This window comes from Lunatimonas salinarum (assembly GCF_017811155.1).
Lineage (GTDB): Bacteria > Bacteroidota > Bacteroidia > Cytophagales > Cyclobacteriaceae > Lunatimonas > Lunatimonas salinarum.
Window position 1 is genome coordinate 120,371 of record NZ_JACVCV010000007.1, and the last position, 25,569, is coordinate 145,939.

Genomic DNA, 25,569 nt, shown 5'->3' on the forward strand with positions numbered 1-25,569 from the left:
ACCGATTACCCAAGGTTACCATAGCTTCGTGTCCAAATCAAAAGCCTCCAGGTAATCGGCCACTCGCTTCACAAACATGCCTCCTAGGGCACCGTCCACCACTCGATGGTCATATGAATGCGACATATACATTTTATGCCTGATGGCGATGACGTCACCCGTAGGTGTTTCAACAACAGCAGGTTTTTTCACGATGGTTCCAACGGCCAAAATAGCTACTTGTGGCTGCATGATTATGGGGGTCCCCATGATATTGCCAAAAGGGCCGATATTTGATAACGTGTAGGTCCCCCCGGTCAAGTCTTCCGGATTCAGTTGGTTTTTGCGTCCTCGGAGGGCCAGCTCATTGACTTTTTTCGAAAGCCCGATCAGGTTGTAAGTGTCTGCATTTTTGATTACGGGTACGATGAGGTTGCCATTTGGGAGCGCTACCGCTACACCTATATTGATATCCTTTTTCTTAATGATCCGGTCTCGGTCTACCGAAATATTGATCATGGGGAAGTCTTTCAACGCCTGTGCGATCGCTTGCACAAAAACCGGGGTAAACGTGATTTTTTCTCCCTCCCGCTCTTGGTACTCGTCTTTGATCCGGTTTCGCCATATTACCAGATTGGTAAGGTCAGCTTCTACAAAGGAAGTCACGGTAGCGGAAATGCGCTGTGATTCCAACATGCGCTCGGATATCATCTTTCTCATTCGGTCCATCTCGATGATCTCGTCGCTCCCGGATACGATGGCTCCCGGAGTTTTAAATCCGGTACCTTCGATGGAATGGCCCGTATGAAGTTCGCGTTTTTTAAGGAAAGCAAACATATCGGATTTGGTTACCCTTCCATCCTTACCCGTTCCTTCGATCATAGCCAATTGTTCGGGACTGATTTGCTCCGCCTTAGCGATAGACCGCACTAACGGCGAATAAAACCGTGTCCCTTCCTGAATGGATTCTCCAGCATAATTCGTACTTAAAATTCCGCCAACCAGCGTGTTTGTGTGCTCAGGAGCAAGGTTAAGAAGGTCATTGGCCAAATCACTTTCTTCCTCTGAGTCCGAAAGTGTCGCTGTTTGTAGATTGTCATCGACCTCTATCAAGGCAATAGCCTGCCCAACTTTGGCTACTTGCCCCTCTGAAATCAGGATTTTCTTTAAGATGCCCGACGTCGTTGTCGGCACTTCAGTATCTACCTTATCCGTGGCTACCTCTAATATAGATTCATCTTCTTCAATACTTTCCCCTTCCTTTTTTAGCCAAGTAAGGATAGTGCCTTCAAAGATGCTCTCACCCATTTTGGGCATTATCATTTCAATTAGTGCCATGATAAATTGTTTTTGGGTATTTGGATAGCTTTTAAAATTAAATTTTAAATTTCTCCTAATTTATTTTTAAAATCAAAATTTTCAGGATGTTTCTCTCAATATCGTCGTCCGAAGAAGGTTCAATGCTGAAATTGCGGTGAGGTGGATATTCACTGTCCGGTCCTGTGTAAGCTGCAATAGCTTGGTTTCAACGCCTTCCGAGTGGCTGCAAGCTATCCAAACCGTTCCGACAGGTTTATTGGCTGTGCCTCCCGATGGCCCTGCAATGCCACTACTTGCCACGCCATAATCTGCATCAAATTTTTCCCGTACGCCCTTAGCCATTTCAATGACAGTCTCTTCACTTACGGCACCATGCTCGGAGAGTGTTTGCTCAGACACCCCAAGGAGCACGTGCTTAAATGTGTTGTGATAGGGAATTATGCCGCCGTTAAAATAGTCGCTTGACCCTGCAATGGAGGTGATCAAGTGGGCAATATAGCCTCCAGTGCAACTTTCAGCAAATGCAACTTGTTGGTTTCTTTCTTTTAGAAGTAAACCTACCGCTTCGTGCAAGGGGGTGTTTCCATAAGCATAAATGTATTTTTCGATCCTGGGTAGGAGGACACGCAGTTCCTTCTCTACGGCATCCGATGCTGTTTTCAGGTCATCGGCAAAGGCCGTAAGCCGCAATTTGACTTCTCCCAAGGAAGGCAGGTAGGCAAGTCTGACGTTTTCAGGAAGGGCGTTTTCCCAGTTCCTGATGAGATCAGACAGCCAACTTTCGCCAATACCCACTGTACGGATCAACTGGTGGTAAATCACCGGAAGATCGTATATCTCCCGAAGTTTTGGCAAGACGAAATCGGTCATCAGTTTTTTCATTTCGTGTGGCACGCCAGGCATAGACATCCAAACACAGCCCCTTTCTTGAAACCACATGCCGGGGGCTGTACCCACTTCGTTTGGTACATAGGTACATTTGGTGGGCAGGTGTGCTTGTAGTTTGTTTGTTTCAGTCAGTTCACGACCACGTCGTTCAAAGAAGCCTCTTACCGCTTCCAGCGCTTCGGGAACAAGCTCAATGTCACAACCAAAATAGGAAGCAAGCAACGGCTTGGTGAGGTCGTCCTGTGTCGGCCCCAATCCGCCGGTCATCAGGATAACATCCGCATTTTTTTCTGCCGAAGCAAACGCATTCAGGATTGCTTCTCGGCTGTCACCCACCGTGGTACGCCTGACCACCCGCACACCTATTTGGGTGAGTTCTTGGCTGATCCAATGACTGTTTGTATCTTGAATTTGACCATAGAGGAGTTCGTCTCCGATGGCAATGATCTCTGCTCGCACCTCTTTTTTCATACAGTTACACCGTTTGGCGGGCTAATTTAACTAAATTCAGCTAGTCAATTTTCCAAATTCCGTAGTTTTATGCCAAACAGGGGAATCCTGAATTCAAATCCATTGGTAATCAACCGGATCAGGTATGAGGTTCCTTTTCTTCATATCTCAGAAAAGTGACTGGAGTCCTTGTATCCAATCGCATATAAAGCACTCTTTACGGAAGATAATCTCCTCAAATGGTCTATCGGTGGACTTTTTTAGGCAAATCGGTGTTTTTTGGGTAATATCAACTTTGAAAAAAAAAGGGAAGAAATGAAGCAGTTTTGGAATGAACGCTATGCCCAAGAGGCCTATGCGTACGGCACGGAGCCGAACGCATTTTTTAAGAATACGCTAGGAAAGTTATCGCCTGGCAAACTCTTGCTACCTGCCGAAGGGGAGGGACGCAATGGGGTCTACGCAGCCATGCATGGCTGGGAGGTGAGCGCATTTGATCAAAGTGAAGAGGGCAAGCGTAAAGCGGATATGCTGGCTGAAAATCGCGGTGTTCGATTTGATTATAAAGTAGGGATCTTGGAAGATATGCCTTTCGAGTCGGGATACTTTGATGTCATCGGCTTAATTTACGCACATTTTCCCGCTGAAGTGAAAGAAGCGTATCATCGGGCGTTCAATAGCTTACTAAAGCCGGGAGGATACATTGTATTTGAGGCTTTTAGTAAGGGTAATCTGGAATACCTTCGAGAAAATCCGGCCATCGGAGGCCCAAGAGATGCCGCTATGTTATTTTCAAAGGAGGAGCTGCAGCATTATTTCCCTGACTATGAATTCGAATTGCTTTCTGAAGACGAAGTTTTTCTTCACGAAGGGCTATTTCATCAAGGAAAGGGTTTGGTGATTCGGATGCTTGCAAGAAAGAAGTCTTAGAATCCCGGTTTTTAGGCGTATCTTACAGTGTATAGTTGAATACCCTGCTGACCTCGTTTCACATACGGTTGGATCCGATGTCCAAGCGGCTGTCGATCAACCTTGAAAGGGATTCTGACCTCGGCTAGATTGCTTTCTCGCCGCAGGACTTTGATAGTAAAGGTGAATGGCAGCGGACAATTGGTTGTTGGTATTCAATTGGAATGGAGTTCAGTAAGTGGGAATGGGTGGTTTTATCTGCCAAATTCACTGAACGTTCAGGGGCGTTGTTGGTTTAAAAAGTAAGTGTATGGGATTTGATCGTGGTATTGTTTTTGAATAGGTTATTTTGATCCCGGCTGACTATGAGCTAGTGTGTCGGATAAAGCGCAATTCGGAATTGTTCCAGAGGTAAATTGCTTTAGAGAAAATCCGTGTAGGATAGTCATATAATCAACGCAGTATTTTGAACGGAAGGAATCGTTTTTTTTTCAAGCTATTTCGAATTTTGGGCTGGCTCGTCGGGGCTTTGCTGATACTGGTTATTGTCCTTTTGCTGGTTTTGCGCAGTCCTTGGGGTCAGAATATGATTGTTCAGAAGGTGGTTTCTTATGTGTCAGTGAAAGCGAAAACGAGGGTGTCGATTGATAAGCTCTTCCTCACCTTTCGCGGTGATCTATATTTGGAAGGGCTTTACATTGAAGATCAGCAAGGAGACACGTTGTTGTATTCCAATTCATTGGAAACCGGGCTAAAGATCCTGCCTTTTTTGACATCCGGAGCTGTTCACCTTTCGAGGGTCAACTGGAGAGGACTTCGTGCACAAATCAAAAGGAACGAACAAGGGGTATTTAATTTCGATTTTCTGGTTGAGTCATTTTCGTCGCCTCCCGATAGTTTGGTGACACCGCCTGATTCAGCGGAGATATCTGGTGAGGATACAGTACCTTTACCCGATGTTGCCCTCGGTCCTGTTCGTTTGGAGGATTTTTCCGTTCGGTATATGGATGCAATTCTCGGTGCAGAGTTGGATCTGAGGCTGGGGGCTTTCCGATTAGCGGCAAACTCGCTAGACCTAAACCGTATGGACTTTGATGTGGAGGAGCTGGTCTGGTCCGATTCTGATATTCGGTATCTGCAGCGCTCACCTTTTCCTTCATCATCGGATTCTTCTGATGTATCCCTTGAGCCTGCTTTTATTTTGGACAAGCTGGCTCTCGAAAACATCGCGCTTTCGTACGTTTCCTTGCCTGACGATATCGAGGCAGAAATTGTATTGGGAAAGATGAATTTAGCTATTCCGGAAGCGGACTTGGGATCCGGTCGATTCGAGCTTTCGCAATTTTTGCTTCACAATAGCCACTTAGATGTTGGCCTCTTTTCGGAGTCTGCTGAACAGCTAGTCGATGAGGAATCGGATCACGGTGGCTCATTTCAATGGCCTTCTTGGCAAGTAGCCGTCGGCACGATAGACCTAGAGGATAATCGAATCGCCTACAGAACCAAAGAGGTTACTCCCCAAGCGGGATATTTTGATCCTGGTTACGTGGTAGTGGATAATCTCAATTTCAAAGCTGATGGCATTTCGATCGCAGATCAACATTTTGAAGCGACTGTAAGCGAAGCGTCATTTGAAGAACGGTCTGGACTGGTACTTCAAAAATTAGCCCTACGGGCAGAAATTGATGACCAAGCGACAAATATTACGTCCGTTCAACTGCAGACCGGAAATAGCCAACTGGCGGGGGATTTTGGACTTCAATACCGGATAAGCGGCATCGTAGATGAGCTGGTTTGGGAACGTTTGACCTTGGCAGTACCGAAACTTCGCATTGGGCTATCAGATGCGTTCTTTTTTTTACCGGAGTTGCGCGCCAATGAACTCTTTAGGCAGGCATCCGAAAGGGAACTTTCGGGGTCGTTAAACCTATCCGGAACCCCAGATAGGCTTAGAATCTCAGATGGCAGGGCTGCATGGGGCGAGGATACCCATTTCCGCCTTCAGGGAAACCTGGGTAATTTACTAGGTTCGGATGATATAAGCTTTCAACTTTCTTCCGTTTCCTTTTCCACTACTGGTACAGATGTGCGGCAATTTGTCAGTGAGGAACAACTGGGGGTAAAGCCCCCGGAGCAGATAAATATTGAGTCCAGTCTGAGTGGCTCGCTCGCTGATCTATCGGTTGAATGCCTTTTGCAGACGTCAGATGGCGATGTGCAATTGACCGCACGTTTTGAGGACGGTACCGAACCGCACTACGAGGGAGAGCTGTTTTTGGACGGAATAGCGTTGGGATCCCTTCTCGAAAGTCCACAATATGGGTATTTAGGGTATCGCCTGCGACTGCAGGGTAGTGGTTTGGACTTAGATGAATTGGAGCTTTCGCTGCATTCTGAATTTGAAAGGTTGGAAGTGAATGGCTACGATTATAAAGGGCTGAAATTGGATGCGGAATTAGCAGATAAGCAGGGTGATTTTTCCTTGGTTTTTGCGGATAAGAATCTCGATTTGGCTTTGGATGGAGAAGTTGTTTTGGATAGCGAGAATACAATGTTGGACTTGGTGCTGGACTTAAAGGGTGCGGACTTCCGTGCCTTGCAGCTGGCTAAAAATGATTTGCGTGCTCGGATAAGCTATTCACTGCATATGGAGGGTAATGCGGACGGGTTTTCACTGGACTCTGAACTGAACGATGGTGTGTTGGTTTTTGAAGGTCAAAGTTATCCCGTGGAGGCCTTTGACGTATCCGCCTTCGTGGAGCCGGACTCTACATTTTTACAGATTGAGAGTTCCCTTTTAGGGGTAGCCTTCGCTTCCAATGCGTCACCTGACCGGACCATAGAGGCATTCAATAACTATTTCGAGCAGCTATTTGCCGATACGGCCGATGATAGTTCACCGGATTCAATGATTAACTTTACGTTTTCGGCGGATGTGGGCAGGTCGAGGATTTTACAGGAGGTGGTTTTTCCGGGTTTGGAAAATTGGGAGTCTTTGAATACCAAGGTGAACTTTGATCAGCAATCGGGCGATTTTCGGGGCTATGTATTTCTGCCAGGGTTTACCTATTCGGGGATTTCTATGGATAGTTTGGGGGTTTATGCTGAGGGTACCGAAGATTCGTTTCTTTTTCAGGCAGGGTTAGTGTCCTTGAAGTCTGGCACTGTGGAAATAGGGAAGACTTTCTTTGACGGAAAATGGGGGAGAGATCAGTTGAATTTGGACTTTTTGGCCTACGATGGGGAAGACAGGCTGGTTCATGTTGGTTGGAATATGCGGGTCAAAGACGATTCTATCCAATTGCATATTCGCCCGAGCGACTTGATATTGAACAAGCAACCTTGGGAGATTCATCCAGATAATGTCCTTAAATATGGTGGTGGAAAGGTTGATTTTCATCAGTTTGAACTAAGTAGGGATAATCAGTATTTGGAGTTATTCAGTGATTCGACAGATATATCTTCGGATCATGTAGGTGTTCGGTTTAACAACTTTCGTTTAGCCACCTTTTCCAGGTTTTTAAATCCGGATAATTTGATCGCTGCCGGATTTGTAAATGGCAGTTTTGTGCTGGAAAATCCCTTTAAAGCTGCAGGGATTCTTGCGGCGCTTCGAATTGACGAGCTTCATGTTTTTAATACCCCTTTGGGGAACCTTGAGCTAGGGGCCGAATCCATTGATGTGGGTGCATACGACTTTGAAATGTCCTTGAAAGACCGTGGCGTAGATGTCGATCTCGTAGGAGATTACCAAGCGGCAGAGCAGGGTGCGCAACTGAATCTCGCACTTAACCTAAAGGAGCTACGTCTAGGTGTCTTGGAGTCCCTGTTTCCTGATCAGATCAGCGGTTCTTCCGGCGTGATAGTAGGCAGCGCAAGTGTCTCCGGCACGACGGTTGATCCGATTTACGAAGGGGAGTTTGGGTTTCTGGACGCAGCCGTTACGGTCACTTCGTTGAATGCTGCATACCGTATTCATGACCAATCGATGAAAATTGACAATAGTGGTCTGTACCTCGATCGGTTTACCATCCGGGATGCGAATGAAAACAGGTTTGCATTAGCAGGATCCATTGGTACAGAATCTTTATCCAATCCCGAATTTGACCTGCATCTTACAGCCGAGAATTTTCAGGTTTTAAATTCATCAAGGCAGGATAACGATCTCTTTTTCGGCAAAGCAATTATTGATGTCAATGCGGATATTAACGGCGATTTATCGCTTCCGAAAATAGCCGCAAGGCTAAAAGTGCGAAGTGGTACCGATGTTACTTTCATTATCCCTGAGTCCCAGTTGGACGTAATCGAGCGGGACGGAGTAGTGTTGTTTGTCAATCGGCAGGATCCGGAGGACCTGTTGACCCGTCGGCAGCAAGAAGTCCCAAGTACCGGGATTACGGGGTTTCAGGTTACCGCTCTATTGGAAGCAGATTCAGATGCGTCGTTTAGGATCATTGTGGACGAGCGATCCGGAGATAACCTTCTGGTTGCGGGCGAAGCTAACCTGAACCTAAATGTGGATCCCAATGGTAGAATTAGCCTCTCAGGAATCTATCAGTTGAGCACTGGGCACTACGAAATGAGTTTATATAACCTGGTAAGCAGGCGGTTTGTGATCGAGGAGGGGAGTTCCATTTCTTGGTCGGGAGACCCTTTGGATGCCAAGTTAAACATGGTGGCCATATATCGCGTGAGAGCATCGGCAGCGGAGTTGATGGCAGCACAGACGGCTGGACTTGGTGCAGAGGCCCAATCTCAGTATAAGCAGGAACTGCCTTTTTTGGTTTATCTGAACATCGATGGAGACCTGACGCAACTGGAACCCTCCTTCCGACTGGATATGCCGGAGGATCAGCGTGGAGCGGCGGGAGGTAATGTGTATGGGCAATTGCAGCTTTTAAACACCCAAGAAGGAGAATTGAATAGGCAGGTTTTTTCACTATTGGTCTTGAACCGATTTTTTCCGGACAGGGGAGGAGACGGTACTATTGGAAGCACCTTTGCATTGGCCCGATCCAGCGTAAGTCAGCTTTTGTCAGGACAGTTGAACACGCTTTCCGAAAATGTGCTGGGCGACACCGGATTGGAGTTGGATTTTGATTTGGATAGTTTTACCGACTATCAGAGCGGTGCCGCAAGGGATAGAACGCAATTGAATGTAAGTGCCCGATCTCGTTTTATGAACGATCGCCTTGTCGTACAAGTGGGCAGCCAAATTGATATCGAAGGAAGTTCCCAAGCACTGGATCGGGGAAATGCGCTGTTGGGTAATGTCAGTATTGAATACTTGCTAACAGAAAGCGGTAGGTATAGACTTCGCGGGTTTAGGAGAAATCAATTTGAGAGCTTTATTGACGGGCAGCTGATTGTAACCGGTATTTCGTTGATTTTTAACCGGGAATTCAATCATTTTGAGGAGTTGTGGAGAGGCATCGAGAACAAGCGACGCTCACAGTCTGATGCGATCAGAAAGGGGGAATCTATGGGGAAATCAACGCAAGTGCCATGAATGTGATCAAATCCATAGGTTGCCAAATTGTTTTACATGGGGTGCTCATTGCGGTTTTCGCTACCTCGGCATGCAGCGTGAAGAAATTTATTCCACAAGAAGAGCAATTGTATAAGGGAGCTAAAATTTCCGAAGAATTGGAGACCTCAGTACGCGACTGGAAGCGCGTGAAGGAAGAACTTGAAGGGCTTTTGAGGCCAAAACCGAACAGTAAATTTTTAGGGATGTACATTGGCCTTTGGGCGTATTACAAGGGTAACAAAGAAAGGCCTGGGTTTATCAATCGGTTTTTAAAAGATAAGCTGGGAGAAAGTCCGGTTTATCTTAGCAGCGTCAATATCCCGCAGACCGAGTTATTGCTGAACAACCGTCTGGAGAATAATGGGTTTTTTAATAATCAGGTGGCTTCTGAGGTGATTACTAGGGAGAAAAGTGCTTTAGTTTCCTACCAAATTTCAGTTAGTACGCCCTACACGCTTAGGAATTTTGTGTACGACCAGGATTCTACCCAGTTAGATCGAGCTATCCGAGAGCTGTTGGAGGATACAGAAATAGAAGAGGGAGACCGTTTTGAATTGTCCAAATTGAAGTCAGAAAGAACGAGGCTGGATCAGGCATTGAAGGAACAGGGGTATTATAATTTTAACGCCGATTTTTTGTTATTTGAAACAGATACGAACCAGTACGAAGATAAGGGATTTGATCTGTATTTGCGTACCAAGCAGCTTGCCCCTAACGAGAGCTTGATTCCTTATGAAATCGGAGAAATCACCGTATTTCCGAATCTTACCCTAGACCAGTCTGCCAGTCCCGGCGACACCACGGTCATAAGAGGAATATCGTTTATCCAAGATAATCCCATATCCTTCAACCCCCATTTGCTGGAGCGGTACATTCTACTGAATCAGGGAGAAAAGTACAATGCCACGAAATCCCGACTCACAAGCAACCGGATCTCCGGGATCGGCAATTACCGATATGTCAACATCCGGTATACAGAAAGAGACAGCGCATCCTCTGATGGAACCGGATTTTTGGACGCAACGATTTCATTGTCTCCACAAAATAAGCGATCACTTCGTGCAGAATTTCAGGGCGTCTCCAAGTCTAACAACTTTGCCGGGCCGGCATTTTTGCTTAGCTATCGAAATAGGAATATTTTTCAGGGAGGAGAGATTCTGAATGTGACCGGTAAGGTGGCCTACGAGACGCAGATTGCCAGTGGTGAGCGCGAAGGACTGAGTTCCTTTGAGTTTGGTCTTAGCAGTGAACTGATTTTTCCGCGGGTTGTGTTTCCGATAGACATCAAGGAGCGTTTTGCCTACTCGGTACCAAAGACCCGGATTAGTCTGGGAACGGAATTTCAGGATCGTCGTGGACTGTACCGGCTCAATTCGGTATCTGCCGCATACGGGTATTTTTGGAATGCCAACCGGTTTGTTTACCACGAAATAAACCCAATTAGCATCAACTTTGTGGGCCTTTCCAACACGACTCCTGAGTTTGAGGAAATTTTGGAGAGCAATCCATTTTTAAAGTTTAGCTTTCAGCAGCAGTTTATTGCTGGGATCAGTTACGGGTTTTCATATAGCAAATTAATGGATGCGTATCGTACCCACAGTATCTATTTTGGGGCCAATTTGGACTTAGCCGGATTTGGGCTGGATGGCCTCAACCGATTGCTAGGCTCATCCACACCAAACCAGTTTTTGGGGTTGGATTATGCCCAATACAACAAAGGGGAAGTGGACTTTAGATACTACTGGAGGTTCTCAGAGGAGAGCAAGCTGGCCTTGAGGATGTTTGGAGGGGTTGGGATTCCCTACGGAAATTCGCTTTCATTACCATTTGTGAAGCAGTTTTTTTCTGGCGGTCCCAATAGCGTGCGGGCATTTCGAATCCGATCGCTCGGACCTGGTTCCTATCGACCACAGGATGTGGGTATCGGGAGCTTTTTTGACCAAGCGGGAGATGTCCGGTTGGAGGCAAATTTGGAGTATCGTTTTCCCATTGTTTCATTTTTTAAGGGAGCGGTATTTGCAGATGCTGGCAACGTGTGGCTGATGAACGAGAATGAGGCGCTTCCTGGGGGAAAGATTTCCTCGAATTGGTTTCGTGAATTGGGAGTTGGTGCCGGAGTCGGCTTGCGGGTAGATGTAGATTTCTTTGTGCTTCGGTTTGACTTTGCGACACCTCTCCGTACGCCCTATTTGCGGGAAGGGGAGCGATGGAGCAGGGAATTTAGGCTGGATGACTCCAAGTGGAGGAGGGAAAACCTCGTATTCAATTTTGCCATTGGTTACCCATTTTGATTTTTGCGAGTCTACATCGCTCTTTCTTTAGAACTGTAAGCATCGGTGTTAAGTGTTGCAATCCATTTCCAAATTCCTAGGATACTATTGGAGGATTCGAGTACGCTTTTCTTTGGAAAATGGAAATGGCAAACCTATTTAGAAAAGCGGGATAGCATGTTTCGGTGCTTGTGGACTAAGTAAATTTATGTATTTTCGTGGGAGACCGCTTAACTTGTTTTTACTCATGAAATCGAGCACGACGCAAGCGACACACGGAGGGCTGCCCCGATGGCTATCGGGGAATTCGTGCGACCTGCCTGCCGCAGGCAGGGATTCTATCTGACCGCTTAAAGACAAATTATAAACACATGAAATATCCATGACGGCCGTGGCGACACACAGGGGCATGATTATATCCCGGAATGCACCGTTTTCGTATAATCTAATGGGATAAACCGTACGGTCATGAAAGCTCAAACAGTAAACTTTGATCAGCTCATCAAGAGGGGCTGCGGCATAGATGTCCACAAGAACCTGATAGTAGCCTCCATCAGGGGGGAAGGCATACGCGAAGAGACCCGTTCCTACGATGGTTTCACCGGATCGCTTGAACAGCTCCGGGATTGGTTGAAGGAGAACGGCATTACCCATGTTGCCATGGAGAGCACCGGGGTATACTGGAAGCCTGTCTACAACATATTGGAAGAGGATTTTGAGATCATCCTGGTCAATGCCCGGCATATAAAGAACGTACCGGGCCACAAGACGGACAAGAAGGACAGCAGCTGGATTTCCAAGCTGCTTCTCTGCGGGCTGCTGAAAGGGAGTTTCATCCCCCCAAGGCATATCCGTGAGCTGCGGGACCTGACGCGTTACAGGCGCAAGGTCATAGAGCAGGCTGCTTCGGAGAAGAACCGTATCCAGAAGATCCTGGAAGATGCCAACATCAAGCTTTCCAGCGTGGTCAGCGACATGAGCGGGGCGGTGGCCACCAGGATCGTCAACGCGCTTATCGGCGGGGAAGACGATGTCGAGGAGCTGGTGAAGTTCCACCACGGAAAAATGCGATGCAGCAAAGCGGAACTGGCTGCTTCCCTGAGGGGCGGGCTGACGGCCCACCACCGGTTCATGCTCGGGGCCATCAAGGAATCGATGGCCGACAAGGAACGGCTGGTCGCCAAGCTGGACGCGCAGATCGAAACGCTGCTAAGGGAGAATTAACTGGAACTGGACGCAAAGCTGCTGGAGACGATCCCCGGCGTGGGCAGGGACGGGGCAGCCTATATCCTGGCCGAAATAGGCGACGACATGGGCCGTTTTCCCAGCCAACAGCACCTGGCCTCCTGGGCAGGGGTAAGCCCCGGCTGCAACGAATCGGGAGGCAAAAAAAAAAGCAGCAGGACGACCCACGGCAACAAGTACCTGAAATCAATAGTCACCCAGCTTGCCTGGGCTGCGACAAGGACGAAAAACACCTATCTGAGGAGCAAGTACGATAGTCTGGTAGGAAGAAGAGGCAAAAAACGAGCGCTGGTAGCCATAGGACACAAGATCCTGATAGCGGCCTACTTCATCCTAAAGGACAAAACAGCATACAGAGAACTCGGGGGAGAGTACCTTGACAGCAGAAAAAAAGACAGGCAGATCCAACGGTATATGGACAAACTCAGGGAGCTCGGGGTAGAAATAAGCACTGAAATGGCAGCATAACACAACAAAGGTCGATTTTTACTGGAGGTTGAAACATCATTGCCCCGGCAGTGAAACCCCGTACATGAAATTGACATCAAACGCTAAGCACACAGGAGTATTGCCGTGAGCATGAAGATGAAAATTTAAACCTCTTAGCGTATCTTATGCCCATTCCATTAAAACAAAAAGTTAACTGAATACGAAATATAAACAGATGAAAATTTTAATTAAACGATTTATTTACAAATAATCTACCATGACCTCAAAAAAATGCTTTATCATAAGGATGCGTTTTGCATTCGTTTCTGTTTTTTTTCTTCTGCTTTCTCTCAAGCCAAATTTTTTGGTGGCTAAGTCCCAATACGACCTCGTCATTTACGGAGGGACCTCTGCCGGCGTCGCTGCCGCTATTCAGGCAAAGCGAATGGGCAAGTCAGTTATTTTGATAGAGCCTTCTAGTCACGTGGGGGGCTTGACGACCGGTGGCCTGGGAGCCACCGACATCGGAAACAAGCAAGCCATCGGTGGGATATCCAGAGAGTTCTACCAAAACATCAAAGCATACTACGACAAGCCAGAAAATTGGATTTGGCAAAATCGCAGCGATTATTTTAACCGGCCCAACGAAGGACGGTCCCGGGAAGGAGAAGATGCGATGTGGACCTTCGAACCCTCTGCGGCAAAAGCAGTGTACGATCAAATGCTGGCTGAAGCGGGTGTTGAAGTAATCACCCGGCAGCGATTGAACAGACAAAGTGGCGTTCAGGTCAGGCAAAACCGTATTCACGCTATCACTATGGAGAGCGGCGAAAGGTACACGGGCAAGATGTTTATGGATGCCACTTATGAGGGCGATCTGATGGCCGCTGCAGGCGTGTCATACACGTATGGCAGAGAAGCCAACAGTGAATACGGAGAAACCCTAAACGGCGTCCAAGCAAACTATTATACAATCACCTTGAATGGGGGAATATCCCGAAACGCCGTTCACCACAATTTCATCCCGCGTGTGGATCCCTATGTGGTAAAGGGAGATCCATCCCGCGGGTTGTTGCCTTTTATTATCCAAGGCGGACCCGGAGTCGATGGAACGGCCGATAAGGGAATACAGGCGTACTGCTTTCGCATGACGCTTACCGACCATCCGGATAACCGGATTCCTTTCGCCAAGCCGGCCAATTACCGGGAGCTTGATTATGAATTGTTATTTCGCAATTACGAAGCAGCAACGGGACCTATCGAGAAGATGTATCATTACGGAGACCCATTGGTGCCTTGGATCAACACGCCCATGCCGAACCGAAAAACGGACACCAACAATCAGAAAGGGTTTTCCACCGACTTTATCGGGCAAAATCATGATTATCCAGAGGCGAGTTACGAAGAACGCGAGGCAATTGCGAAGCGTCATTTGGAATATCAGCAGGGGTTAATGTGGACCTTGGCCTATCATCCCCGGATCCCAAAACAAGTAAGGGATGTGGTTTCGAAATGGGGTATGGCCAAGGATGAGTTTATCGAAGGCAACGGGTGGACCCCCCAACTCTACGTGCGGGAAGCGAGGCGAATGATCAGTGATTATGTAGTTACCCAAAAGGATTGTGAGAGCCTGGTACCTGAAGTAGAAGACGCCGTAGGACTTGCTGCCTATCAGATGGATTCTCACATGGTTAATCGATATGTGGATCACAATGGCTATGTGCAAAACGAAGGCAACTTCGAAGCGCATGTGAGAGCCCCCTACCCCATTCCCTATCGATCCATTGTCCCCAAAAAGGGAGAAACCGAAAACCTGTTGGTTCCCGTGTGTGTGAGTTCTACGCATGTCGCATTTGGATCCATTCGAATGGAACCCGTGTTCATGGTTTTGGGACAGTCCGCAGCTACGGCCGCCGCTTTGGCCATTGACAATAATCAGTCGGTTCAGGAAGTGGACTATGCGGCCCTTCGTTCTAAATTACTGGCGGACAAGCAGGTGCTAAGCCATCAGAAGTAAAGAGGCTAATCGATTTTTAATAAAACTAAAGAACAACAACCATTAACCAAGTTATGATAAACAATAAAATCAAAGCAGTTTGCTTGGGTCTGTTCTCACTCGTGCTGTTACAGTCCTGCGCGAAACAGGAAAGGGAAGAAGCAACCGATCTGGTGATTTACGGAGGCACTTCTGCGGCAATAACAGCAGCGGTTCAGGCGAAGAAAATGGGTAAGTCAGTCATCGTTGTTTCGCCCGATTTACACTTAGGGGGGCTTACCTCCGGTGGATTGGGATGGTCTGATACGGGCAAAAAGGAAGTAATCGGGGGGCTTTCCCGAGAGTTCTACCAACGGGTATACGACAAATATCAGGAGGAAGATGCATGGAAATGGGAGGCCAAGTCCGACTTTGGCAATAAAGGCCAAGGTACGCCCGCCTTGGATGGGGAATTTAAGACCATGTGGATTTTTGAACCGCATGTGGCCGAGGAGGTGTACGATGAGTGGATTGCTGAGTTAGGAATTGAGGTGCTGCGTGACGAGTGGTTGGACAGAGAAACCGGTGTGACAGTAGAGAATGGGAAGATCACAGCTATACGAACCCTAAGTGGGAAGGAATTTAAAGGCAAAATGTTTATGGATGCCACCTATGAGGGTGACCTGATGGCCGCTGCAGGTATCAGCTACCACGTAGGAAGGGAAGCAAACAGCGTATATAACGAAGAGTGGAACGGCATTCAGACTGGTGTGTACCATCACAGGCACCACTTTCAGGTGTTGGATAGGCAGATAGATCCCTATTGGATACCCGGGGATCCTTCTTCGGGCCTGTTGCCCCGAATCAGTGCCGAGCATCCGGGAGTAAAGGGAGAAGGCGACCATAAGGTACAGGCCTACTGCTTCCGAATGTGTATGTCCAACCATCCGGATAATAGAATTCCCTTTCCTAGACCTGCTAATTACGACTCCACTCAATATGAGCTGTTGGTTCGAATCTTTGATGCAGGATGGGACGAGTGGTTTGACAAGTTTGACCTGATTCCCAACCGCAAAACGGACACCAATAACCATGGTCCATTTAGTTCAGATAACATCGGTATGAACTACGACTATCCGGAGGCAAGTTATGAGCGGCGCAAAGAGATCATCCAAGAACATCGGGATTATCAGAGTGGGCTTTTGTATTTTGTACAGAATGATCCCCGGATACCCGAGAAAACCCAGAAAGCATTCAAGGAATGGGGACTTGCAAAAGATGAATTCACCGACAACGGTAACTGGCCTCATCAAATCTATGTTCGCGAGGCAAGGCGCATGATAGGCAAGTATGTGATGACCGAAAATGAGCTCCTGCAAAAAAAACCTACACCCGAATCTGTGGGCATGGGCTCCTACACGATTGATTCGCACAATATTCAACGCTACGTGGATGAAAATGGCCACGTACAAAACGAAGGAGATATAGGCGTGCCATTACCGGGACCCTATGAGATCGCGTATGGTTCGCTGATCCCCAAGAAGGAGGAATGCACCAATCTGGTGGTTCCGGTAGCCGTTTCTGCCAGCCACATTGCCTTCGGTTCTATCCGCATGGAACCGGTGTTTATGATTTTGGGGCAGTCAGCGACCACCGCCGCCATGATGGCTTTGGACCAGGGCATTGCTGTGCAGGATTTATCTTACGATTCATTAAAGGAACGTTTACGCGCAGATGGGCAGGTGTTGACCATGGACGATCAGATTGTGGCCAAGTAAGTGGAGAGGGTAGCTGCCGCCACATCGGTGATTTTCCTGCTTTGGGTAGCGGGATGTACCGAGTCGCCAAAGAAGAGCTTCATGGATGAAGGCCCGCCAAATGTGGTAATCATTCTGGCCGATGATCAAGGTTGGGGTGATCTAAGCCACAGTGGAAACAGTAATCTATCAACCCCTCATATTGATCGGCTGGCAGGTGAGGGCGTCAGTTTTGATAGGTTTTTCGTGCAGCCGGTGTGTTCGCCTACCCGTGGGGAAATGTTGACGGGGCGGTACCACCTGCGGGGCGGTATACGGGGTACCTCCTCCGGGGAGGAGCGGTTGGACCTGGACGAAACCACCTTCGTGACCCTTTTTCAGCAGGGAGGATATGCGACGGGTGCATTTGGCAAATGGCATAATGGCATGCAGCATCCCTACCATCCGAATTCCCGGGGCTTTGATACCTTTTACGGGTTTTGTTCCGGACATTGGGGGGATTACTTCAGTCCGCCATTGGAGGAAGATGGCATTCCCGTAAAGGGAGAAGGCTACTTGCCAGATGACCTGACCAATCGGGCGATGGACTTTATCGATGCGCACCGGGACGAGCCATTTTTGGTTTATCTGTCGCTGAACACACCTCACTCTCCCATGCAGGTTCCGGACCCTTGGTGGGAAAAATTCGAAAACAAACCGCTTGATAGCCTGGTGGTGGGAGAAGATCCCGACTTTACCCGGGCCGCCCTCGCCATGTGTGAAAACATCGATTGGAACGTGGGTCGCCTATTGGATAAGCTGGAAGGCCTGGGCCTTACGGAAAATACACTGGTGGTGTATTTTACCGACAATGGCCCGAATAGTGTCCGATGGAATGGAGGCATGAAAGGAAGAAAGGGCTCTACGGACGAGGGAGGGGTGCGCAGCCCGTTTTTCATGAGATGGAAAGGCCGCGTTCCGGAGGGAAAAGTAATTCCCCAGATAGCTGGCGCCATTGATTTGTTTCCCACATTGGTGGACTTAGCCGGCCTAACCCATTCGGCAGGAAAACCATTGGACGGCAAAAGCCTGAGGCCCTTGATCATGGAGGAAAACCCCTTGTGGCCCGACCGGGTAATTTTCAGCCACTGGAATGGGAACAGCAGTTTACGTACGCAACGGTACCGGCTGGATAGGGACGGAAACTTGTACGATATGGAGTCGGATCCAGGTCAGCGGCGACCGGTTCAGGATTTGTTTCCAGAGGTAGCGGAGAATCTTCGGGAAGCCAAGGAAGATTGGGAAGCGGTGATGGCGGCGGAACTGGCGAAAGATCCGGAAGCCCGACCCTTTACCTTGGGCGCAGCGGACGCACCCCTGACCCAACTACCCGCAAGGGACGGTATGGCCCATGGTTCGATACAACGGTCCAACCGTTTTCCCAACGACTCCTTTTTCACCCACTGGGTAAGCGTGGAAGACAGCATGACTTGGGAGGTAGACGTATTAAATGCTGGAAACTACCAAGTGGAGGTTTACTATACCTGCCCACCTCAGGATGTGGGGTCCGAATTTCGGTTTCGCGCGGGGGAAAGCCACTTGGACAGACGGGTAGCGGAAGCACACGATCCTCCCCTGAAGGGAATGGAAAACGACCGCATCGAACGGATGGAGTCCTATGTTAAAGACTTCCAACCCATGATGCTGGGAAGCATCGCGCTGAACCAAGGTGTGCAAACGTTCAGCCTGAAAGCCCTTCGCATTCCGGGAACCCAAGTGATGGACGTACAAAAATTGATAGTCAAACCTGTAGGGACGAGCGAGTAAACGAAAACGAAGATGAAATCGAGCCTTGCAACCGGACAGGTAGGCTTAATGTCGCCGGCACAAACTAAGATTACTATTATACTACGTACGAGATTCCATCCTGATAAACTCAGACAAGTTGTCACCGCTTAAAAATTATAAACACCTGAAATCGAGCACGACGCAAGCGACACACGGAGGGACAATTGTAATTCGTGCGAGATTCCATATGACCGCTAAAGAACAAATTATAAACAGATGAAAAATTCTGAATTCCCCCTTGGAAATTACTGTTACTTTGTTCCGTCCATTTCCAGTTCCCAGGTGTTACGAACGTGGATAAGCTCAGTGACGAGCTGCGGATAGGCTGCCTTGAGGTCCCGGGTTTCGCCCAGGTCATTTTGTAGGTTATACAAGCTCAACTTGCCTTTGTTTCGGTCTTCCAGGAGTTTCCATGGGCCTTGCCTCACGGCAATGGCCTCCGGCGTCCGCCAAAATAGTATCCGTTCGGGCATTGTATCTCTGGAAAGCAGGACCGGAACAAAGCTTTGGCCATCCAATTGGTCTGCTCCCTCCGGATCCGGGAGGGGCTGACCGGTCAATTCCAGAAAAGTAGGCAAAAGGTCAAAGGAGGCCAGGGTCGCTTCCGAGCGACTACCAGCCGCAATATTTCCCGGCCACCAGGCAATGCTGGGTACTCGGTGTCCTCCTTCGTACAAATCAGCTTTTTCTCCACGAAGTAGCCCGTTGGACCCTACCTCAGGCCAGGTATTACCTTGGTACCTCAGGTACTGACCGTTGTCGGCGGTGAAGAAGAGTAGGGTGTTTTGATCCAGTCCTGCTGCCTTGAGGTAATTCATCAGTTTGCCCACATTGTGGTCCAGTGCTTCGATCATCGCTATCAATGCATTCGGGACTTCAGCGGGGGAATGGGGTCCTAATTTGCTCGATGGCCCGGGTAGACTGGAGGTATAATCGTTTCCTTCTACACGTGTTTCCAAGACAGCATCCGCAGGAGATTGCCAGGGGAAATGAACCCCCAAGTGTGCCAAGTAGACAAAGAATGGTTGGTTTTTGTGTTTTTCGATGAATAGAATAGCGTTGTCGGTGATGACATCTGTGGTATACCCTTTTTGAAAATGCAACTGCTTGTTGTGCCACCAATCCGGGTACCCGTGACGATCCAGCTTGGTGAAGTAGTCGCCATCCCCAGAGGTCAGCCCTCTGAATTCATCAAAGCCAAAATGCAGGGGGTTAGCGCTGGGGTGGTTTCCCAAGTGCCATTTGCCAAAAAATGCGGTTGCATATCCGGCTCGTTTTAAGTAGTCGGCCATAGTTGGTGCTGAGTATACATTTTCACAGGCAATGCCTTTGATAGCACCCACCCCTTTTTGTTGCCAGTCTCCGGCTAGCGGATCTTCTATCCCGACGCGTTGCTGATACCTTCCGGTTAGCAGGGCTGCCCGCGTTGGGGAACACATCGCGCCGTTACTGTGAAAGTCTGTAAAAAGCATCCCTTCAGCCGCCAACGCGTTGATGTGCGGTGTATGGGCGTTTCCTCCAAAAAATCCACCCAAATCGCCGTAACCCAGGTCATCGGCCAATAGGACAATTATATTGGGTCTCGTAGGCTGTAAATTACGGTCCTGCGCCTGTACGTGCAGAACGATAAGCGCAAGGCAAGCTAAGACCGCTAAACGATAAATTCTCATTTATACAAATAGGCTTTTCAATAGTACGTGAAGCCCATTCAATCGGGCCATTGCCTTATGGAATGTGGGGTGCTCGTCGGATATTAACTGCCCCTTTGGGGTAGCTGCTTAATCCCGTTTACGGAGAAACCGATTAATAAAAACATGCAGGCTCAAATTTGCCCGTTAGCCTGCTTATTCCTGTTTCCGCAGAAAGTACCTTACCCCGATGCTTCCCCGTAAATTGAAGGATCCGCCAATATTGCCAAAAGCTACGAAGGGCGTGGCTTCCAAGATCAGGGACAGATTGGTATTGGCTTGGATGGGTTTGACCGAAAAGAAAGTTGGTACCCCGATGCTTGCATCGCTAAATTCATGGTAGCCGAGCAATAGTCCTGCGGAAAAGTTGTACCATGCCGTCTGCGTAAAATTCCGTTGGCCAATAAGCTCGGCACCAAAATAATTATTCAACCAATCACCTGCAAAAAGCCGGACTTCTCCGAAATACTTTTTTTCGGGATCGGTACCCACTCCCAAGTGGGTGAACACACTGCTTTTGTACACGCCTACACTGACTTGAGCTTTAGACGATAACAATACACCAAAAAATAAAAAACAGAAAATGAGGTAGGGCTTCATCTGAGATAATAGTTGGTTTGATTGACACAAACATAGCCAAAAGGATTTTATTGTATGGCTTTTTTTTGATAAGATTTTAACAATTTAAGAAACGAGATCAGGTATAGTCCATATGCGCTCTTTTTCTAGGTAGGTATGTCAAAAAAAGCGGGATCCCCCGACTGCGTGTAGAATCGGCTACAGCCTCCTATTCCCAGCCTCCTTTGCTTTTGCAATCCCTTTTAGGCCATTTGCAATGGCTTATTAACGCACGTCTTAGTAGACAAAGACCAGCAATTTCGAGATCGGTCTGGATGAGTAATGAAACGGAAGGCTAACCAAACATCCGTCAACAAATTACAGTCTTTTTATTTAATTTGTGAATGCTACGCGGATAATCTATGCTGGAACAGGTCGTTTGATACAGGTGAATTATTGGTATATTCCGCTCCTTTCCAATTGCAGATTGGAAACGATAGAAGGGTAGGACAAGACGTTAATAATCAGTCTTGTGGACTAATTTAGGCATGAGCCGGGTTGCAGGGCAGGTACGACGAAGCTGACGGGATGGTATGACTTTCATGCCCGTCAAGGCAAAGGTGCTACAATTGGCGGGCTTACGGCAGGTGCTGGACTGGGTTTTTCAGCGGGTATTTATGCGATGGGAGTGGGAGTTCAGGCATCCAACTTTATCGGTGGGGCTTTGGGTTCATTCTCTGTGACTTTAGCCAGCGGTGGGACGCCACTTGAATCCGTTTTTCGCCAAAATGGTGGGTGTAAACCGATTTTTAAGTAGGCCGATACGGATAACTATTGGGCCGCATAAAAAAAAACAGGAAATTCAGTGAAAATATCTCTTTTAAACTGGCAAAGATGCAATGTGGGTTAAGGGAGTGGCATGCGTATACCCTGTAATTGCACGACATTCTTCATCAATAGTGGCCCTTGGCAGCATAAATACGTACGGTTTCATTTTCCAGGATTTTGTAAACAAGTCTGTGCTTCTGGTTGATCCTTCTTGACCAGTAGCCTGCAAGGTTGTGTTTTAGCTGTTCCGGTTTTCCAATTCCTGAAGTGGGGTGCTCGGTCAGTTCTTCCAGGAGTTGGAAGAGTTTTTTGAGCAGTGCCTTGTTGCCGGAATTTTTGTGGAATTCAATGTCTTTGATGGCCTGTCCGGAGAATTCGAGTTGGTAGGTCATTCAGTGCCAAGGAAACTTTTCAGGTCTTTCTTTTCAATCCTGGTAAAGTTGCCGTCTTCAAAATCCTGCTCGCTCTGTTCAATCTTGGCCACGAAATCAGGGTTGTACGGGCTTCCTTTTGCCACTTCAAACTTGATTTTGAGAGCCTTGGCAAAAGCTTTCAGTGCATTTTCCTGTTCTTTTGTTTCGGTGTGGATAATTATAGTGCTGTTCATGTGGTCAATACTAAGCGTAAGTTTTATTCGTTTTGGCATCCCTTAGCAATGCATCCATCAAGGCCGTCAAGTGGCTTCCGTCTTCCGGTGCAAGTGCGTCAATATCCTGAAGTCTTCTCACGGTGAGTTTATCAAAAGTAGGCCGGCAGTCTCGTTTACAAGGTAATCCACCGTTACGCTGAATGCAACGGCGATTTTCTTTGCTGTCTCTAACGATGGTAAGGCTTCGTTGCGTTCGTACCTGCCAATAGCCTCTCTTGAAGCCCCGATTTTTTTGGCCAGTTCTGTTTGCGACCAGCCGTTTTGCTTGCGTAGCTGCGCAATCATGTTACCTACTTTAGTCATGATTACACCTTTAAACCGATGATTATGCATTATTAACTCAAAAATACGATAAAAAGATACATGAAAGAATTATGTTGTCCGGCTAAATCACGAAAATTGATATAAAGGCCCCTGAATTCATTTCCTGAGGGCCTTTTTATTGAAGTTCAAAAAGCACCCCCTATCCGGAGAGGAATAGCTATGTTTGCACCTCGACTGCGTGTAGAATCGGCTACACTCTCCTATTCCGAACCTCCTTTGCTTTTGCAATCCCATTTATGCCATTTGCAATGGCTTATTAAAGAACGTCTTAGTAAACAAAGAACAGCAATTTCGAGGTCGGTCTGCATAAGTAATGAAAAGGCAGGCTAACCAAACATCTGTCAACAAATTACAGTCTTTTTATTTAATTTGTGAATGCTACGCAGATAACCAATGCGGGATCCCGATTACCGGGATCCCGCCGTAGGCCTATTGGTTTCTTTTGGCAGAATCTAACGATTGATTAACCTTGATCCACCCGGGGAGCCCAATAGGTGCAGTAGGCTTCGGGCTTTACGGGGCCCTTAAAGAGCTGACAGCCCCCGCATTTTCGGGTCTCGGTTGGGGGCAGGTAGAGCTGACAGTTGTCGCAACTATTGTCGGCGATGGGCGTTTTTTCCACATACGCAAGCTGATTTCGTTTGCTGATCTCCGCCTCGGGCAATCCGCTCAGATCTGCGCAGTCGGTAATGGCAGCGAGGTCGTATTCTTTGGAAGACCCGGAAGACCCTCCCGAACAGGCCGCTATCAACGGAAGTACAACCCACGCACTACCGTGCTGGATCAGGTTTTTCAAGACTTTTCTTCTATGCATGATTTGAAGGACTTTACAAATTGCTGGTAATCAGTTTCAATAATTCGGCTGGGTTTTCGGTGTTTTCAGCCAGCGCATCCAGAAATACTTTCAGTTCGGGCTTAGTTTCTTCGTGCTTTTTCAGCCCTTTTGAAAGGCCGTCCAGACCTGCTTTTTGCCAGGCCTCACCAGCTTTGGTTACATATTGCGTATACGTTTCCAACGATTTCTTTTCCCCGTTTGAACCCAGAATATAAGCCGTTTCCCGGATCACCTCCTCTTTCCACGTGTCTTCTGTGCTTCCAAAACCTGCCTTTTCAAAAAGAGCTGTCAGGAAAATAGGCTCCGTTACTCCTTTGGCGCTTAAGATAGCCGTTCTATACCAACGGTTTTCGCCCCGTTTTGCCAAATGCAGCGCTAAGGTTTCCAAACTTTCTTTGTCCGTGTGGTTTCCCAAACTCAACAGCGCCTGAAGCGCCACCGTGGCATTCTCATGGGCACTTAGTTTCTGTATGGTAGGTTTTAACGGAGGGAAACGCTCAGCCAGTTGCAGTCCATGGCGTAGCACTTCCGGGTGCGTATGGGTTAGTAATGTATCCACGTGTCCTGCTGTCAAAAGACCCCAGGCTTCCAAAACATAGGCTGCGTGCAGACGGGTCTGGGGTGTTTCGTGGTTCTGAATGATGTCATCTAAACTGGTTTGGTTTTCCGGTGCTCCTTTTTCCAAAAGCAGCCGCTGCGCATTGGATCGGTACCAGCCGTTTGGATGGGCCAGTAGCTCAATGAGTTGGCTGGTACTTGCTTTGCTTAGATCCACGGTGGCAGGACGACGTTCCGATTCATTTTTGGGTCTAATCCTATATATTCTACCGTGATTCTCTCCATACATAAAGTCCATTTCGGCTTTTAGATCATCGGGAATGGACACGGGAGTTTCTATGTGCTGACGGTAAAAATCCAACACATACAGGTAGCCGTCCGGTCCGATGGCAAAGCTCGTTGGTCTGAACCAAGGGTCGGTAGAGGCTAAAAATTCCCGGGTTTTTTCTTCGGCTGCACGTTGGGCCGTAAATACTGGATCGTTCGGGTTTTTCACCAATACATCCCTGTGAATGAGGTTTCCGGCAACTTCACCCGTAAAAATATTCCCTCGGAACGCTTCCGGAAAGGCATCTCCGTTGTAAACGGTCCCTCCCGAAGCGCCTGTAAAATACTTTTCCGCATGCTCCACGCGATCCAGTTTTTGCTCTTGATATTGGATGTTGCGCCTTCTGGTTCTTTCGGCACGCCAATAGGGCGGAGGAGTTTGCTGGAACATCTCAAAATCATGATCGGAAATATTGAGGTTGACATTCAGGGAGGAAAGATGTCCATGGCGCTCCAAATACCTTCTTGGGATCACCGCCTGTTGCAGGTGAAGGGTGTTTTGGGTGAAAAACTTGTTGTTCCAGTCATCCAATGTGTGGCCAAACTGCGCTGTACCGCTTTCCAGTTCAAATTCATCGGTGTCCAAGCGAAACCGAAAATCGGCACCCCGCATGCTTATTTTTCCGGCCTCCGGTTTGCGCAGGTAGCTCACATCTCCGGGCTGTCCGTTATTGGCGGCATAAATCCAATTATCCAAACCGAAACGTAGGTTGGTGATTTGTGCTTCCGAGTTGTTTTCAAAGAATCCTTCAAAGAGGACTTCTTTTACATCTGCTTTTTCATCCCTATCAGTATCTTTGAGGTAATAGATGTGGGGTGCGGAGGTGACGATCAGTCCCCCTTTCCAAGGTAGCATGGAGGTGGCGTCGGGCAATCCCTCGGCAAATATCACCGATTCATCCACCATACCATCTCCGTTGGTGTCTTTCAATAAACGTATCCGTCCCCGGCCTTTGCCTTCTTCCGGCTTGTAGGGATAATCAGGCATTTCTACTACGTAGGCGCCACCTTTTTCGTCAAAGACCATCTCCACAGGATCCCACACATGGGGTTCAGCAGCAAATAGTTCGATCACAAAATCCTCGTGTAAGTCAAACGTTGCCATAGATGCCTCTGGACTCAGTGCATCAGCGTATTTCTGTTCCTGACAGGAGAGTGTTAGGATGACTGGCAGGATAAGGAGGAGGTTTCTAATGTTCATTTTATCGTTGGATTGCATGGTT

Annotated in this window: 18 protein-coding genes; 9 read left to right on the forward strand and 9 right to left on the reverse strand. The window is 47.9% G+C overall.

Going from position 1 to position 25,569, the window contains the following annotated elements; all coding sequences use genetic code 11:
• Nucleotides 1-15: 15 nt before the first annotated feature.
• Both IAQ59_RS10330 and IAQ59_RS10335 read right to left on the reverse strand, forming a co-directional pair.
• The gene (locus IAQ59_RS10330) at nucleotides 16-1,317 is read right to left on the reverse strand and encodes a dihydrolipoamide acetyltransferase family protein (protein ID WP_209330728.1); all 1,302 of its coding nucleotides are present in this window, start codon (nucleotides 1,315-1,317) and stop codon (nucleotides 16-18) included.
• 81 nt (nucleotides 1,318-1,398) lie between these two features.
• On the reverse strand, nucleotides 1,399-2,658 hold the full coding sequence (locus tag IAQ59_RS10335; RefSeq protein ID WP_209330729.1) for a competence/damage-inducible protein A: 1,260 nt from the start codon (nucleotides 2,656-2,658) through the stop codon (nucleotides 1,399-1,401).
• Between the two features lie 294 nt (nucleotides 2,659-2,952).
• Between IAQ59_RS10335 and IAQ59_RS10340 the strand changes: the two genes are divergently transcribed.
• From IAQ59_RS10340 to IAQ59_RS10370, 8 genes are all read left to right on the forward strand, one after another.
• Nucleotides 2,953-3,567, forward strand: coding sequence for a class I SAM-dependent methyltransferase (locus tag IAQ59_RS10340; RefSeq protein ID WP_209330730.1), 615 nt, complete (start codon nucleotides 2,953-2,955; stop codon nucleotides 3,565-3,567).
• A 565-nt stretch (nucleotides 3,568-4,132) separates the two neighbouring features.
• A complete protein-coding gene (locus IAQ59_RS10345) occupies nucleotides 4,133-9,055 on the forward strand; it encodes a translocation/assembly module TamB domain-containing protein (protein ID WP_209330731.1) in 4,923 nt (1,640 codons plus the stop codon).
• Complete coding sequence (tamL, locus tag IAQ59_RS10350; protein ID WP_209330732.1) at nucleotides 9,052-11,367, forward strand: translocation and assembly module lipoprotein TamL; 2,316 nt, start codon at nucleotides 9,052-9,054, stop codon at nucleotides 11,365-11,367. Before IAQ59_RS10345 ends, tamL begins: the two co-directional genes overlap by 4 nt.
• Before the next feature lie 447 nt (nucleotides 11,368-11,814).
• Nucleotides 11,815-12,570 (forward strand): IS110 family RNA-guided transposase, encoded by a 756-nt coding sequence (locus IAQ59_RS22335; protein ID WP_245189537.1) that lies wholly within the window; start codon nucleotides 11,815-11,817, stop codon nucleotides 12,568-12,570.
• 21 nt (nucleotides 12,571-12,591) lie between these two features.
• Nucleotides 12,592-13,059, forward strand: coding sequence for a transposase (locus tag IAQ59_RS22340; RefSeq protein WP_280867408.1), 468 nt, complete (start codon nucleotides 12,592-12,594; stop codon nucleotides 13,057-13,059).
• Between the two features lie 268 nt (nucleotides 13,060-13,327).
• Entirely contained in the window at nucleotides 13,328-15,037 is a 1,710-nt protein-coding gene (locus tag IAQ59_RS10360; RefSeq protein WP_209330733.1) for an FAD-dependent oxidoreductase, read from the forward strand.
• Between the two features lie 53 nt (nucleotides 15,038-15,090).
• Nucleotides 15,091-16,773, forward strand: a complete 1,683-nt coding sequence (locus IAQ59_RS10365; RefSeq protein ID WP_209330734.1) for an FAD-dependent oxidoreductase — start codon at nucleotides 15,091-15,093, stop codon at nucleotides 16,771-16,773.
• On the forward strand, nucleotides 16,774-18,558 hold the full coding sequence (locus IAQ59_RS10370; RefSeq protein ID WP_342450695.1) for an arylsulfatase: 1,785 nt from the start codon (nucleotides 16,774-16,776) through the stop codon (nucleotides 18,556-18,558). It abuts the gene before it with no gap.
• A 272-nt stretch (nucleotides 18,559-18,830) separates the two neighbouring features.
• Here IAQ59_RS10370 and IAQ59_RS10375 read toward each other — a convergent pair whose 3' ends face one another.
• Both IAQ59_RS10375 and IAQ59_RS10380 read right to left on the reverse strand, forming a co-directional pair.
• Nucleotides 18,831-20,249, reverse strand: coding sequence for a sulfatase-like hydrolase/transferase (locus IAQ59_RS10375; RefSeq protein WP_209330735.1), 1,419 nt, complete (start codon nucleotides 20,247-20,249; stop codon nucleotides 18,831-18,833).
• A gap of 174 nt (nucleotides 20,250-20,423) precedes the next feature.
• Nucleotides 20,424-20,867, reverse strand: coding sequence for a hypothetical protein (locus tag IAQ59_RS10380; RefSeq protein ID WP_209330736.1), 444 nt, complete (start codon nucleotides 20,865-20,867; stop codon nucleotides 20,424-20,426).
• Nucleotides 20,868-21,418: 551 nt separating this feature from the next.
• Here IAQ59_RS10380 and IAQ59_RS10385 point away from each other — a divergent pair.
• Complete coding sequence (locus IAQ59_RS10385) at nucleotides 21,419-21,568, forward strand: hypothetical protein (RefSeq protein WP_209330737.1); 150 nt, start codon at nucleotides 21,419-21,421, stop codon at nucleotides 21,566-21,568.
• A gap of 210 nt (nucleotides 21,569-21,778) precedes the next feature.
• On the opposite strand, the gene IAQ59_RS10390 is transcribed toward IAQ59_RS10385, so the two are convergent.
• The 5 genes from IAQ59_RS10390 to IAQ59_RS10410 form a co-directional block, all read right to left on the reverse strand.
• On the reverse strand, nucleotides 21,779-22,045 hold the full coding sequence (locus IAQ59_RS10390; protein WP_209330738.1) for a Txe/YoeB family addiction module toxin: 267 nt from the start codon (nucleotides 22,043-22,045) through the stop codon (nucleotides 21,779-21,781).
• On the reverse strand, nucleotides 22,042-22,260 hold the full coding sequence (locus IAQ59_RS10395; protein ID WP_209330739.1) for a DUF2683 family protein: 219 nt from the start codon (nucleotides 22,258-22,260) through the stop codon (nucleotides 22,042-22,044). The genes IAQ59_RS10390 and IAQ59_RS10395 overlap by 4 nt, the downstream gene beginning before the upstream one ends.
• 117 nt (nucleotides 22,261-22,377) lie before the next feature.
• Nucleotides 22,378-22,605 carry a helix-turn-helix transcriptional regulator gene (locus tag IAQ59_RS10400; protein ID WP_245189538.1) on the reverse strand — a complete coding sequence of 76 codons (228 nt, stop codon included), beginning with the start codon at nucleotides 22,603-22,605 and terminating at the stop codon, nucleotides 22,378-22,380.
• A 484-nt stretch (nucleotides 22,606-23,089) separates the two neighbouring features.
• On the reverse strand, nucleotides 23,090-23,440 hold the full coding sequence (locus IAQ59_RS10405) for a high-potential iron-sulfur protein (RefSeq protein WP_209330740.1): 351 nt from the start codon (nucleotides 23,438-23,440) through the stop codon (nucleotides 23,090-23,092).
• A gap of 13 nt (nucleotides 23,441-23,453) precedes the next feature.
• Nucleotides 23,454-25,547 carry a PVC-type heme-binding CxxCH protein gene (locus tag IAQ59_RS10410; protein WP_209330741.1) on the reverse strand — a complete coding sequence of 698 codons (2,094 nt, stop codon included), beginning with the start codon at nucleotides 25,545-25,547 and terminating at the stop codon, nucleotides 23,454-23,456.
• Nucleotides 25,548-25,569: the final 22 nt, after the last annotated feature.